Origin of the sequence: Vibrio sp. TMPB1044 (assembly GCF_030442075.1) — a bacterium.
Classification (GTDB): Bacteria; Pseudomonadota; Gammaproteobacteria; order Enterobacterales; family Vibrionaceae; genus Vibrio; species Vibrio satsumensis.
On record NZ_JAUJED010000009.1, the window covers coordinates 29,848 to 43,281 of the forward strand.

The window sequence follows — 13,434 nt, forward strand, 5'->3', positions numbered from 1 at the left end:
TTCATTGAATAGTTTGTACCACAGGGTGTGGTGCAAACCTTTTAGGGGCACAAATGGATTTGTCGATTACTTCTTCTTTGGCGTTAATTGGACTCTTGTCTTTAGCTTGTCAGCTGCTCGGCTGGCGTTTACGTCTTCCCGCTATTCTTCCTCTCCTTATCGTTGGCTTGTTGTTAGGCCCTGGCCTGAATATTCTAAATCCCGATGCCATTTTCGGTGATGTGCTGTTTCCTATGATTTCGTTAGGTGTTGCCATCATCCTGTTTGAAGGGGCATTGACCCTAAATTTCAAAGAAATCAGAGGCCATGGCCGGATGGTGACTCACCTCGTGAGTTTCGGCATGTTGATTACATGGGTGTGTATCGTGGTGGGGGCATACTACTTTGTGGACTTCAGTTGGCCGTTAGCCGCACTGTTTGGTGCATTAGTCGTGGTAACTGGCCCTACTGTAATTGTGCCCATGCTACGCAGTATTCAGCCTAAATCCTCCTTAGGCAGTATCTTGCGATGGGAGGGAATCGTTATCGACCCAATAGGGGCTCTGTTTGCGGTTCTGGTTTACGAATACATTGTCTCTTCAGCCGACCCTACAGGACATGTACTTTCAGCTCTGGGATTAACCTTAGCCATTGGTTTAGGCTTAGGGGTCATCGGTGGCCATTTGATTGCCAAGATGCTGCAAGGGCATTGGGTTCCGCACTATTTGCGTAATGTGGCCGTGCTGACGTTAATGTTGGCGGCGTTCTCGTTTTCCAATGATCTGAGTGAAGAGTCCGGTTTATTAACCGTGACCATCATGGGGATCTGGCTTGCCAACGTGAAGGGCTTGGATATCGAAGACATCATCGAATTTAAAGAAACCCTAACCGTGTTGCTTATTTCTGCGTTGTTTATTCTGTTAGCGAGCAGGCTCGATTCAGGTACTTTTCTCTCGATAGGTTGGGGTGGTGTTGGCCTATTAGCGGTAGTGATGCTGGTAGCGCGTCCTTTAAGTGTATGGATCAGCGGGATCGGCACGGATCTTACTTCGGCGGATAAATGGTTTTTGAGCTGGATGGCACCGCGCGGGATCGTTGCAGCCGCGGTTTCTTCTCTGTTTGCAATCAAGCTTCAAGAGAAGCAATTAATCGAAGGCGCGGATTTACTGGTGCCAATGGTGTTCTTGGTCATCATTGGTACGGTTGTGATTCAAAGCCTTACCGCGAGTTGGTGGGCGAGAAGGCTAGGTGTGACTCAAGAGAAGGCACAAGGCGTTATCTTCTTTGGCGCGACTCAGTTTTCACGCCAGTTTGCCAAAGTGCTAGCGACACATAATATCAACAGTGTGCTTGCCGATACCAACTGGGAGAGCATTCGTTTAGCTCGCATGGAAAACTTGAATGTTTATTTTGGTAATCCAGCCTCAAGCCACGCGGAAAATAATCTGGAATTGGATGGAATAGGGCGTGCCATGATCGTGTCGCCTTATCGTCAAACCAACCCGTTAGTTAGCATGCACTATCAAGACGAGTTTGGTGAGAATAAGGTGTTTGAACTTGAGTCATCAGAGAATAAACATGAAAGGCATCAGGTGAGCCGCGATGGTAACAGAAGCTTGTTTTCTGAAGGGATTACCTATTCCAAGCTTAACTCGCTGATGGCTCAGGGTAGCCAAATTAAGAGTACAGGTTTGACTGAGGCATTTGATTTAAAAGAGTTTAACGCTCTGTACCCTAAAGCCATTCCTCTTGGGATTATTATTGGCGGTGATTTCCGTTTAATTACACAAGGGTCTGAGTTGGAAAAACTCATATCAACGGAGTGTGAGCTAATTAGTTTATTACCGCCTTCTGAACAGACGGAAAAAGTTGAGACTCCAGATAAGTAGCAACGAGCACTGCATCAAAAGCGAGCCGGGCTGTTTCAAAGCGAATCTCTAAGTATCAAAAAAGCCGCAACCTTTTCACGCTGCGGCTTTCTAATTTTATTTATACTGCGCTTAAAGATTACTTCGAGTGAAATTGCTCACAAGCGATCATCGTGTTTTCGATTAGGCTTGCCACTGTCATTGGGCCAACACCGCCCGGTACAGGAGTGATGAAGCTTGCGCTTTCTTTCGCGACATCGTATTCAACGTCACCCACTAGCTTGCCAGATTCTAAACGGTTGATGCCAACATCAACCACAACAGCCCCTTTCTTAATCCAAGCACCAGGAATGAAGTTAGGCTTACCCACGGCAACCACAACAACGTCTGCTTGACGCACGTGGCCTTCAAGGTCTTTGGTGAAACGGTGACATGTCGTCGTTGTACAACCCGCTAGAAGAAGTTCTAGGGTCATTGGGCGACCTACGATGTTTGAAGCGCCAACCACAACCGCGTGCTTACCACGTAAGTCGATGTTGTAACGGTCAAGCAGCGTGATGATACCTTTTGGCGTGCAAGAGCGAAGCTTAGGCATACGCTGAGCCAAACGGCCGACATTGTATGGGTGGAAGCCATCAACGTCTTTCTCTGGCGTGATACGCTCAAGAACGTGAGTGCTATCAATGCCTGCTGGTAGAGGCAGTTGAACAAGAATACCGTCGATCTCTGGATCGTCGTTCAGTTGGTCTACCAGTGTTAACAATTCGTCTTCTGTCGCAGTGGCTGGCAAGTCGTAAGATTTAGATACGAAGCCAACTTCTTCACACGCTTTACGCTTACTTCCAACGTAAACTTGAGAAGCAGGGTCTTCACCCACTAAAACAACCGCTAGGCCCGGAGCGCGTAATCCAGCTTCAGTACGAGCTTTTACACGTGCAGCAACTTCAGAGCGAACCGTTTGAGAAATTAGCTTTCCATCAATATTTTGAGCAGTCATGAATTTCCTTAGTATTGATATTCAAGTTAGTGGCTGATGTTTTTGGCGCATTATTCCAGAAAATCTTTTTGATTACCATCAAGCAAACGTTTGCTTTGTTCTATTTTCCAACACTTATATGTTTGTTGCCCTTTTTTTACTCACTTAGATCAGAATGTTACATAAAGCCGTTGCTTTACTGATTCGAATTCGTATAATTCGTTCCTGTAGCGCGCCCTTAGCTCAGCTGGATAGAGCACCTCCCTTCTAAGGAGGTGGTCGAAGGTTCGAATCCTTCAGGGCGTGCCATTATTTAAAGGAACCCGATAACTCTCCGAGTTGTCGGGTTTTTTGCTTTCCTAACATAATAAAAATACTCTTCTTAAAGCGCCACTCATTTTCCTACGTTATTCATTTCATTCGGCTCATGTAATAGAAAGTTAAAATTGTTCGTTTTTTGGGGTTTACATCATTTGGTAATAAAGCCACTATGAATTCACGAAGAATAGACAAGTAAAGCTATTAGCCAGTTGGTTTAAGAATCAAACCTTCTGCTCAATAGCTGATTTAGAGGAAGTAATGGCAGGAAACAGTATCGGACAACATTTCCGCGTGACCACGTTCGGAGAAAGTCACGGTATCGCACTAGGATGTATCGTAGATGGGTGCCCACCAGGATTAGAAATTACCGAAGCAGACCTTCAAAGAGATTTGGATCGTCGTCGCCCTGGTACTTCTCGCTATACAACGGCTCGCCGTGAAGCGGATGAAGTGAAAATCTTATCAGGTGTATTTGAAGGCCAAACTACGGGCACTTCTATTGGTCTATTGATTGAAAATACAGACCAACGCTCTAAAGACTATTCCGAAATTAAAGACAAGTTCCGCCCAGGCCACGCTGACTATACGTATCATCAAAAGTACGGTGTGCGTGATTACCGTGGTGGTGGTCGTTCTTCAGCTCGTGAAACTGCAATGCGTGTTGCGGCAGGTGCGATTGCAAAGAAATACCTTAAGCAAGAATTTGGTGTTGAAATCCAAGCTTATCTTTCTCAAATGGGTGATATCTCAATTGATAAAGTGGATTGGAGCGAGATCGAAAACAACGCTTTCTTCTGCCCAGATGCCGACAAAGTACCTGAGTTTGACCAACTGATCCGTGACTTGCTAAAAGAAGGCAACTCGATCGGTGCGAAGATTCAAGTGGTTGCGACTAAAGTGCCTGTAGGCCTTGGTGAGCCAATCTTTGATCGTTTAGATGCAGACATCGCGCACGCTCTAATGAGCATCAATGCGGTGAAAGGTGTTGAGATTGGTGATGGCTTTGATGTGGTTAATCAACGCGGTAGTGAACACCGTGACCCATTAACTCCAGAAGGTTTCAGCAGCAACCACGCTGGCGGTATCTTAGGCGGTATTTCTACGGGCCAAGATATTGTGGCAAGTATCGCGCTTAAGCCAACATCAAGCATTACCGTTCCGGGTGACACGATCACTAAAGACGGTGAAGCAACGCAGCTAATCACGAAAGGTCGTCACGATCCATGTGTTGGTATTCGTGCGGTGCCAATTGCAGAAGCGATGCTGGCGATTGTATTGCTTGATCACTTGCTACGTCACCGTGGTCAAAACTTTGGTGTGACAACTGAAACGCCAAAAATCTAATTCTGTGTATCTTTATTTAGTACGTATATGTTCTTCAATACTGAAGTTATAGATACTAAAAGGGGCTGTCTCGTTATGAGACAGCCCCTTTTTATAGTTAGTGCATTACGTGTTTTCGTAAGAGTAAGCGCTTAGTGTACCGAGCTTTCAGGATCAAGCTGGAACGAAGGTAAACGCCACTTGAATCGCACGGCCGCCATGCGCAGCAAGTAACCAACCACAAGCGTAACAATCGTCGCGGTTACGTCGTTAATGCCAAGTTCAAGCAAACCTAGGTATAAACCTGAGGCGACTAGTGCGACAGACGCATACAGCTCTTCATGCAATACCAATGGTGTTTGACGACAGATAAGGTCGCGCAGCAAACCACCAAAGACCCCGGTGACTAGCGCAGACACCATGCAGATCATTGGGTGTAGACCCATGGTCATCGCGACTTTAGTACCAATGATACTGAACACGATAAGCCCTAGAGCATCTAAACGAATGAATAAGCCTTTTAGCTTGATTACCCACTTAGCCAGCCCCGTTGTAATAACACCCGCGATACAGGTGATTGCCAGATACTGCGGGTTTTCAACCCAACCTAAAGGGTAATGGCCGAGTAAGATATCGCGTACTGTGCCACCGCCAATTGCCGTTGCACTCGCAACCAACATTACACCAAACCAATCCATTTTTTGTTTGCCAGCACTGAGAGCGCCGGTCATGGCTTCTGCCGTGATGCCAATGATATACAAAACACTTAGTAGCATTGCTGTAGCTCTATAATATAGGTCTATAAATTGGAGTCTTATAGGCCTTAGGGATATAAAAATGAAGCGCGAGTGTAGTAGTAAAAACACTGATTGACGAATGAATATTTGTACCGTGAATCGGCATTTCAGATTAGCTAAACTAATCATTCACCTCAAAGTAGTGTAATCTGGGATCAGCAATCGATTGTCACGGTAAAATATTGGGGTCAACCTAATGCCATTGCCCGTTATAGGGCTTTACCGAACGCTTAAAAAAACGCAAAATGCCCCAGTTCTTTTTACTTAAATTTGATTTTATGACGCACCAATACTCAGACATCATCGATATTTTCAATCAAACCTTTTTCGAGAGCTACAATACCAAGATCGAACTGGGTGCAGACGAGCCTATTTACCTGCCAGCCGATGAACAGGTTTCTCACCACCGTATCGTATTTGCTCGCGGTTTTTATGCGTCTGCACTTCACGAAATCGCACACTGGTGTGTCGCTGGCCCAGAACGTCGTTTGTTGGAAGATTTTGGCTATTGGTATGAGCCTGATGGTCGAACAGAAGCGGTTCAAGCTGAGTTTGAAAAAGTAGAAATTCGCCCACAAGCGTATGAATGGATCATTGCGATGAGTGCGGGCTTTCCTTTTAATGTCAGCTGTGACAATCTACACGGCGATTTTGAGCCAGATCGTTTGGCCTTTATGAATAAAGTACACAGCGAAGTCATGGGTATCTTTGAAGCTGGTCTTCCGCCTCGCGTGAAAATGCTCTCTGAAGCATTACGCAGCTTCTACGATGTAGAACCTTTATGCACTAGCCAATTTATTGTGAAATAAGAGAATATTATGATTATCGAATTTGAAGAAAAACTACTTGAAGTAATTGATGCTCGCATTGAAAACGCATCAGACGATGAACTGTTTGCTGGTGGTTACTTACGTGGTCATATTTCTCTTTCTGTGGCTTCATGTGAAGAAGAAGGCATTGAAGATGTGGCTGAAGTAAAAGCTCGCATTGAAAAGAGCCTAGACGACGCTCGCTCTGAACTCACGCCTGCAGACCGTACCATCGTGAATGACCTTTGGGTTGAACTGCAAAACCAAGCTTAATCGCTGGTTGTTTATCATTATCCGCTCAGTCCCTTCCTTTTCATTTTGCTGAGCCGTGAATAGTTTGAGACTCATTCGAAATTTTTGAATGAGTCCGTTCAATCCTTGTGATGGTTCCATTCTCTGACTACGTTATTCTAATCCCACTTAACGGAATTACAGAAAAGGTCACATCATGAAAGTTATCGCATTTGGCGCAAGCACAAGCTCTACCTCTATCAACAAAACTCTAGCAACTTACGCAGCTAACTTGATTGAAGGTGCTGAAGTTAAAGTTCTAAACATCAACGATTACAACGTTCCTATGTTCAGTGAAGACACTGAAAAAGAGATCGGCCAAGCAGAAGGTGCGCAAGCATTCTTGCGTGATCTAGCCGAAGCGGATGCGTTTGTTATCTCTTTTGCTGAGCACAACGGCCACTACCCAGCCGCGTACAAAAACCTATTTGATTGGGCGACACGCATTGATCGCTCTGTGTTTGGCGAGAAGCCTGCGGTTTACCTAGCGACTTCACCTGGGCCAGGCGGCGCACAAACTGTACTAGGCGCAGCAACAGGTTCAGCACCATACTTTGGCGGTAACGTAAAAGCGTCAGTTTCAGTACCAAGTTTCTACGATAACTTCGATTTCGAATCTGGGTCTATCAGCAACAAAGAGATCGCCCAACAGATTAAAGACGCTGTTGCTAAGCTGTAAATACTGCTTCGTTTAGAACATCAGTTTAGAGCAACACGAACAACAAAAAGCCCGAGTGACATAATGTCGCTCGGGCTTTTTAGCTTTTAGTTTTAGATATTTCAGATGTTCAGGATGGCTGAACTAGAAACTACGGATTCGATTTAGAATGCTTGTCAGCAACCCATCCAGCCGTTAGTGCCTTGCCTTTACGCAGTCTACGCACCCACATTCTGCTTGGGTGGATGGCTTCTAGTACATCGACAGGTAAAGGCAGTGGATCGCCACAAATTTGTGACGCTAAAACCTCTGCCAGTAATGGAGCTGAGCTGAGCCCTCGCGAACCTAAACCGATAAAACAGTATAGGTTAGGGAAGCTTGTTACCGTTTCAACATCCTCAACCGAGTCACGCTGAGGGTTGAAGTTGTGCAGGTCTTGGTATTGCTCTTTGATTGATTCGAAATTGCCGACATTGCCGACAAAGGGTAAGTGGTCACGGCTTACGCTTCGAATCCCTTGGCGCGCTAGGTTGTCACTGGTGTCGACATCTTTTGTCCATGCTTGGTCTGGTAGCGACCCATGCAGGCGCTCGCCATTGTGCTGCTGAACCTCAATATCAAACTCTTGGTCGATGTTGGTTTTGTCATAGTTGGCGCCAATACAGTGGTGTCCATTGTTTGGGTTTTGTGGCGTTAAGTAGCCATCAAAGCACAACACTGTTTTGAGTTTACTGAGATTTTCCGTGGTCGGAATATGGCTTACTTGGCCTTTAACCGGAGTCAGTGGAACTGGCTGAGTTTGTTCAAACTGAGTGAACTTGTGTCCGTTCGCGACAATTACTTGGTCGTGCTTGGTTTGAATCTCACCTTGTGGTGCTTCAATCGTCAACAACCATTGTTGTTCAGCTTCGAGCCACTCAAGTTGAGTCACTTGATGTTGATAGTGTGCGCTCACTTGGTTGCTCTCTTCTAACTTGCCAATCAAACCTTGAGTAAGTTGAAGAGGGCTCAACCAGCCCCCCAGTGGAAAGTAAACACTCTCTTTATCGACCGGTAAGCCAATCTCTTCGTTGGCTTGGTCTGGCGTTAAACGCTGAATCAGGTCTGTGTGAAAGTTGCCTTCCAACATGCGGTTGAGCTTTTTAGTGGAGCCTTCGTCCCACATCAAAATGTTTACGCCGCACCAGCTGTGATCAAATTGGACAGACTGCGCCGCTTGATTAATAAATTGACGAGCAAACAGTAACCCTGGGCCAAATATGCGAGATACGTTCGAGGTTGCTTCACTTAACAACGGGTAAATCGCACCTTGGTTGTTACCTGAGGCATTGCCCGCAGCTTGTGGGTGTTCACAATAAAGGGTGATGTTTTTACCACGACGGCTTAGCGTTTTGGCTAATGCAGCACTGGCTACGCCACCACCAATAATCGCAATGTCCTGTGATTCTCTGTGTTGAGCGAGGCCATACCAAGGTTTGATGTTGGTATGAGGGTGCTTCTCGCCAAGTCGGCCTGCAATCATTTCGCGCTTAGTACCAAAGCCTTTAACCTTCTTCATCTCAAAGCCAGCTTCAATCAAACCGCGACGCACAAAGCCCGCGGCGGTGAAAGTGGCGCAACTACAATCTTGTTTAGCCAGCTTGGCCATGCCGTTGAATAGGTTTTGATTCCACATCTCTGGGTTCTTGCTTGGAGCAAAACCGTCTAAGAACCAAGCATCAACTAAACCTTCACGTGGGGTAGGCACATTTGGCATACAATATTTAATATCACCAAACCATAAATCAAGCGTGATCGCGCCATCACCCAGCACAATACGGTGACATTCAGGTAGGGCTATAGGGTAGTGTTCTTGGAGTTGCGTCGCATACTCTGCCAATTCTGGCCATGATTGATGTGCTTTGATGAGATCCTCTTTATTTAAAGGATATTTTTCAAAACTGATGAAATGTAACTCTTTGGTCATCGCTTGTGGGTTATCTTTAATAAAAGCATCGAACCATTGCCAAACTGCAAGAAAGTTCAAACCTGTGCCAAAGCCGGTTTCGGCAATCACAAAACGGCGTTGTTCATGTTCAAGCCAACGCTCTGGAAGGTGGTTTTGCTTTAAAAAAACGTAGCGAGTTTCTTCTAAACCGTTAACATTAGAGAAGTAAACGTCGTCAAATTGGTCTGAAACTGGTGTACCAGACTCATTCCATTCCAGTTCTGCATTAGTAATTGAAGTCATAAAATCTATCATTTTGTGATTTGAAGCGATATGTTGGTAGGGATTGTACGAATTTCTAGGAAAGCTGACCACTTTTGTTAGGCTTCTTAGTTATCATCTAGCTGAATTTAGAATTATAGGAATGTCACATGAAACGAGTCGTAATCACCGGTATGGGTATTGTTTCAAGTATCGGTAACAACGTCGAAGAAGTTTTAGCATCACTGAAAGAGGGTAAATCTGGTATTACCGCTTCAGAGCAGTTCAAGGAAAATGGCTTGCGCTCTCAAGTATGGGGTAACCTAAAAATGAACCCTGCTGACCATATCGACCGCAAAAAAATGCGCTTTATGGGTGATGCAGCGGCATTCGCTTATCTTTCAATGGAGCAAGCAATTGCTGATTCTGGTTTAACTGAAGATCAAGTATCTAATGACCGCACGGGTATCGTTGCGGGTTCTGGTGGTGCTTCATCTCTAAACCAAGTAAACGCGGTAGACATCATTCGTGAGAAAGGCGTGAAGCGCGTTGGTCCATATATGGTGCCACGTACAATGGCTTCTACTGTTTCTGCTTGTCTAGCAACTCCTTTCAAAATCCGTGGTGTGAACTACTCTATGAGCTCTGCATGTGCGACATCTGCACACTGTATTGGTCACGCAATGGAGCTTATCCAACTTGGTAAGCAAGACGTTGTATTCGCTGGTGGCGGTGAAGAACTGGATTGGTCTCTGACTATGATGTTCGACGCAATGGGCGCACTTTCTACTAAGTACAACGACACACCAGAACTGGCTTCTCGTACCTACGATGCAGACCGTGATGGTTTCGTTATCTCTGGTGGCGGCGGCATGCTAGTTATCGAAGAGCTTGAGCACGCTGTTGCTCGTGGCGCGAAAATTTACGGCGAGATCGTAGGTTACGGAGCAACTTCAGATGGCTACGACATGGTTGCTCCTTCTGGTGAAGGTGCGGTTCGTTGTATGAAGATGGCAATGCAAAACGTTGATGGTGTTGACTACGTGAACACTCACGGTACTTCAACTCCAGTTGGCGACGTTAAAGAACTTGGCGCAATCCAAGAAGTTTTTGGTGGTAACAGCCCAGCAATTTCCGCAACGAAAGCGATGACAGGTCACGCTCTAGGTGCTGCTGGTGTACACGAAGCAATTTACTCAACGCTAATGCTAGACAATGGCTTTATTGCTCCAAGCATTAACGTTTCTAACCTAGACGAAGCTGCTGCTGGCTTAGACATCGTAACTGAAGCTCGTGAGCAAGAGCTAACAACGGTTATGTCTAACAGCTTTGGTTTTGGCGGTACGAACGCAACGCTAGTAATCAAAAAATACCAAGCTTAACTTAGGCTTGAGTTAGAGAGACAAGGTTAATCGTTAAAGGGTTGCGCTAGTGCCAATTCAACACGCACAGGTCACCCAGTAATAATGACCATCAGAACAAAGTTTTTAGACGTAGGTTTGTAAACGTGTTTTTTAAACATAGTTTTTAAATCTGGTTTTAGAAATTGAAAGGTTTCCAGAGCTTGACCAGTGCTGACCTTGGTTAGTACTGGTTGAACAGACGCAAGACTCTGTCTCCTGGAGAGCGAGATAGGATCCTTTTGTTCTGGATGTTTGCCCGATTGTTTATTCAATCGGGCATTTTTCGTTTTAGCCTTTTGATTTTTTTGCGTGGACTCTTATGTCTGTTGTTTGCGCAGACTCGGCGATTCAGCCCTTTATTCATAATGTATTCCATTTGCTACTCGACACCGTGTGTGGAATTTTGCACAATCATTTCAATTCACATTTAGGTCGATAGACCCCAACAAAAGTACTCGCCAAATGAAAATCTTAATCGACGAAAATATGCCTTATGCTGAAGCGCTTTTTAGCCAGCTAGGGGAAGTGACAATGAAGTCTGGTCGCACACTCACTGCTGACGACCTAGTTGACGTAGACGCATTAATGATTCGCTCAGTCACCAAGGTGAACGAGTCGTTGATCAGCAAAGCTAATAAACTGAAGTTTGTTGGTACTGCGACGGCTGGTATGGATCACGTCGACCAAGAGTTGATGAAAGAGCGTGGGGTTTTCTTTACCGCGGCACCAGGCTGTAACAAGGTAGGTGTAGCTGAGTATGTGTTCAGTTCAATGATGGTGCTTGCGCAGCAACAAGGCTTCTCGGTTTTTGACAAAACGGTCGGTATTATCGGTTGTGGTCAAGTGGGCAGCTACCTAGCGAAATGCCTAGAAGGTATCGGTATTAAAGTTCTGCTGAACGATCCTCTAAAACAGCAAGAAGGTGATACTCGCGAATTTACGGAACTTGAGATTCTACTTGAGCAATCTGACGTTATCACGCTGCATACACCAATCACTAAGACGGGTGAGTTCCCAACCCATCATTTGATCAATGAGCAAGTGCTAAGCAACTTACGTGCTGATCAAATCTTGGTTAATGCAGCTCGTGGTCCTGTGGTTGATAACCAGGCGCTAAAAGCTCGCTTGCTAAAAGCCGACGGTTTTACTGCGGTTCTTGATGTATTTGAATTTGAACCTGAAGTCGATTTTGAGTTGCTTCCGCTACTCGCTTTTGCAACGCCTCACGTAGCGGGCTACGGTTTAGAGGGCAAAGCGCGCGGTACGACGATGATCTTCAACAGCTATTGTGAGTTTTTAGGTAAGGAACAGCGTGCTTATGCAAGCGATCTTCTGCCGACGGCACCCGTGCCTCAAATGAAATTAGATAGAGCTTGGGATGAAGCAACACTGCACAATTTGACTCAGTTGATCTATGATGTGCGCAAAGACGACGCCTTATTCCGTCGCAATATCGCTACGCCGGGTTCTTTTGACAAGATGCGTAAAGAATATTGGGACCGTAGAGAGTACAGTGCAGTCGAGTTAACGGGCGACGAATCTTGTAATTTAACGCCGTTATCTAAACTCGGTTTTATGGTAAAGCCAACTTTATAAAAGAGAGAAACAATGAGCCAAGAATTTAATATTGCTATTTTAGGTGCGACTGGTGCGGTTGGTGAAACCATTCTTGAAGTACTTAAAGAGCGTAAATTCCCTGTCGGTGAAATGCACTTACTAGCAAGTGAACGTAGTGAAGGCAAAACTTCCCGTTTTAACGGCAAAACAATACAAGTACAAAACGTAGAAGAGTTCGATTGGTCTCAAGTACATATTGCGTTTTTCTCTGCAGGTAGCGAGCTTTCGGAGCGCTGGGCTCCAATTGCAGCTGATGAAGGTGTTGTTGTTATCGATAATACATCACGTTTCCGTTACGAATACGATGTTCCTCTGGTTGTGCCTGAGGTGAACCCTGAAGCAATTGCTGAGTTCCGTAACCGTAACATCATCGCGAACCCTAACTGCTCGACTATTCAAATGGTAGTCGCTCTGAAACCAATTCACGATGAAGTGGGCCTTGAGCGTATTAACGTTTCAACTTACCAATCTGTGTCTGGTGCAGGTAAGCCTGGTATCGATGAGCTAGCGGGTCAAACGGCTAAGCTTCTTAATGGTATGCCAGCTGAAAATTCAGCGTTCTCACAGCAGATCGCGTTTAACTGTATTCCTCAAATCGATGAATTTACAGAGAACGGCTACACGCGTGAAGAGATGAAGATGGTTTGGGAAACTCAAAAAATCTTTGCTGACTCTTCAATCACAGTGAACCCGACTTGTGTTCGCGTACCAGTATTCTATGGTCACGCAGAATCTCTGCACATTGAAACTCGCGCGCCAATCGGTGCAGAACAAGTGGTTCAGCTTCTAGAGAACACAGAAGGTGTTGAAGTATTCCAAGCGCTAGACTTCCCAACTCAAGTTCGTGATGCAGGTGGTAAAGACCACGTAATGGTTGGTCGTATTCGTAACGACATCAGCCATCACAGCGGCGTGAACATGTGGGTTGTAGCTGATAACGTTCGTAAAGGCGCAGCAACAAACGCAGTTCAAATCGCTGAAGTTCTGATTCGCGATTACTTCTAAGCTTTATTGCTTTGATAAACAAGCCTCACTCTTTAGTGGGGCTTTTTTAATCGATTAAAAATATTGTTAGTCAAATTGTGTGAAATTGCTGCGAATATTGTTGCTGCAACACATTTTTTGTTTTCATCTCTATAGTTTTACGTCATTTATCCGATATATTTAATAGATCATCACTTTTCCGAATTTAAGCACCTAGCTG

General features: G+C 45.2%; 11 protein-coding genes and 1 tRNA gene. 9 read left to right on the forward strand and 3 right to left on the reverse strand.

Features of this window, described 5'->3' with window-relative positions; genetic code table 11:
* The first annotated feature begins 53 nt into the window (after nucleotides 1-53).
* Nucleotides 54-1,868, forward strand: coding sequence for a sodium:proton antiporter (locus tag QQ041_RS03960; RefSeq protein ID WP_285953162.1), 1,815 nt, complete (start codon nucleotides 54-56; stop codon nucleotides 1,866-1,868).
* Nucleotides 1,869-1,986: 118 nt separating this feature from the next.
* Here the strand turns inward: QQ041_RS03960 and folD are convergent, their stop codons facing one another.
* A complete protein-coding gene (gene folD, locus QQ041_RS03965; RefSeq protein ID WP_017062367.1) occupies nucleotides 1,987-2,844 on the reverse strand; it encodes a bifunctional methylenetetrahydrofolate dehydrogenase/methenyltetrahydrofolate cyclohydrolase FolD in 858 nt (285 codons plus the stop codon).
* Nucleotides 2,845-3,055: 211 nt separating this feature from the next.
* Here folD and QQ041_RS03970 point away from each other — a divergent pair.
* Together QQ041_RS03970 and aroC are read left to right on the forward strand one after the other, a co-directional pair.
* Nucleotides 3,056-3,132, forward strand: a tRNA-Arg gene (locus tag QQ041_RS03970).
* A gap of 270 nt (nucleotides 3,133-3,402) precedes the next feature.
* Complete coding sequence (gene aroC / locus QQ041_RS03975; RefSeq protein WP_060982239.1) at nucleotides 3,403-4,488, forward strand: chorismate synthase; 1,086 nt, start codon at nucleotides 3,403-3,405, stop codon at nucleotides 4,486-4,488.
* 131 nt (nucleotides 4,489-4,619) lie between these two features.
* On the opposite strand, the gene QQ041_RS03980 is transcribed toward aroC, so the two are convergent.
* Nucleotides 4,620-5,243, reverse strand: a complete 624-nt coding sequence (locus QQ041_RS03980) for a trimeric intracellular cation channel family protein (RefSeq protein WP_004734183.1) — start codon at nucleotides 5,241-5,243, stop codon at nucleotides 4,620-4,622.
* A gap of 299 nt (nucleotides 5,244-5,542) precedes the next feature.
* Here QQ041_RS03980 and QQ041_RS03985 point away from each other — a divergent pair, with 299 nt between their 5' ends.
* The 3 genes from QQ041_RS03985 (at nucleotide 5,543) to QQ041_RS03995 (ending at nucleotide 7,043) form a co-directional block, all read left to right on the forward strand.
* The gene (locus QQ041_RS03985; RefSeq protein ID WP_146492289.1) at nucleotides 5,543-6,073 is read left to right on the forward strand and encodes an elongation factor P hydroxylase; all 531 of its coding nucleotides are present in this window, start codon (nucleotides 5,543-5,545) and stop codon (nucleotides 6,071-6,073) included.
* 9 nt (nucleotides 6,074-6,082) lie between these two features.
* Nucleotides 6,083-6,346, forward strand: coding sequence for a YfcL family protein (locus QQ041_RS03990; RefSeq protein WP_017632537.1), 264 nt, complete (start codon nucleotides 6,083-6,085; stop codon nucleotides 6,344-6,346).
* A gap of 175 nt (nucleotides 6,347-6,521) precedes the next feature.
* Complete coding sequence (locus tag QQ041_RS03995) at nucleotides 6,522-7,043, forward strand: NADPH-dependent FMN reductase (protein ID WP_285953163.1); 522 nt, start codon at nucleotides 6,522-6,524, stop codon at nucleotides 7,041-7,043.
* Nucleotides 7,044-7,173: 130 nt separating this feature from the next.
* On the opposite strand, the gene mnmC is transcribed toward QQ041_RS03995, so the two are convergent.
* Nucleotides 7,174-9,252, reverse strand: a complete 2,079-nt coding sequence (gene mnmC, locus QQ041_RS04000; RefSeq protein ID WP_285953164.1) for a bifunctional tRNA (5-methylaminomethyl-2-thiouridine)(34)-methyltransferase MnmD/FAD-dependent 5-carboxymethylaminomethyl-2-thiouridine(34) oxidoreductase MnmC — start codon at nucleotides 9,250-9,252, stop codon at nucleotides 7,174-7,176.
* 128 nt (nucleotides 9,253-9,380) lie between these two features.
* Here mnmC and fabB point away from each other — a divergent pair, with 128 nt between their 5' ends.
* The 3 genes from fabB to QQ041_RS04015 all read left to right on the forward strand — a co-directional run bounded on the left by fabB (nucleotide 9,381) and on the right by QQ041_RS04015 (nucleotide 13,235).
* The gene (gene fabB / locus QQ041_RS04005) at nucleotides 9,381-10,592 is read left to right on the forward strand and encodes a beta-ketoacyl-ACP synthase I (protein ID WP_048660829.1); all 1,212 of its coding nucleotides are present in this window, start codon (nucleotides 9,381-9,383) and stop codon (nucleotides 10,590-10,592) included.
* 483 nt (nucleotides 10,593-11,075) lie between these two features.
* Nucleotides 11,076-12,209 (forward strand): 4-phosphoerythronate dehydrogenase, encoded by a 1,134-nt coding sequence (locus QQ041_RS04010; RefSeq protein ID WP_146537727.1) that lies wholly within the window; start codon nucleotides 11,076-11,078, stop codon nucleotides 12,207-12,209.
* A 12-nt stretch (nucleotides 12,210-12,221) separates the two neighbouring features.
* Complete coding sequence (locus QQ041_RS04015; protein WP_285953165.1) at nucleotides 12,222-13,235, forward strand: aspartate-semialdehyde dehydrogenase; 1,014 nt, start codon at nucleotides 12,222-12,224, stop codon at nucleotides 13,233-13,235.
* Nucleotides 13,236-13,434 lie beyond the last annotated feature (199 nt).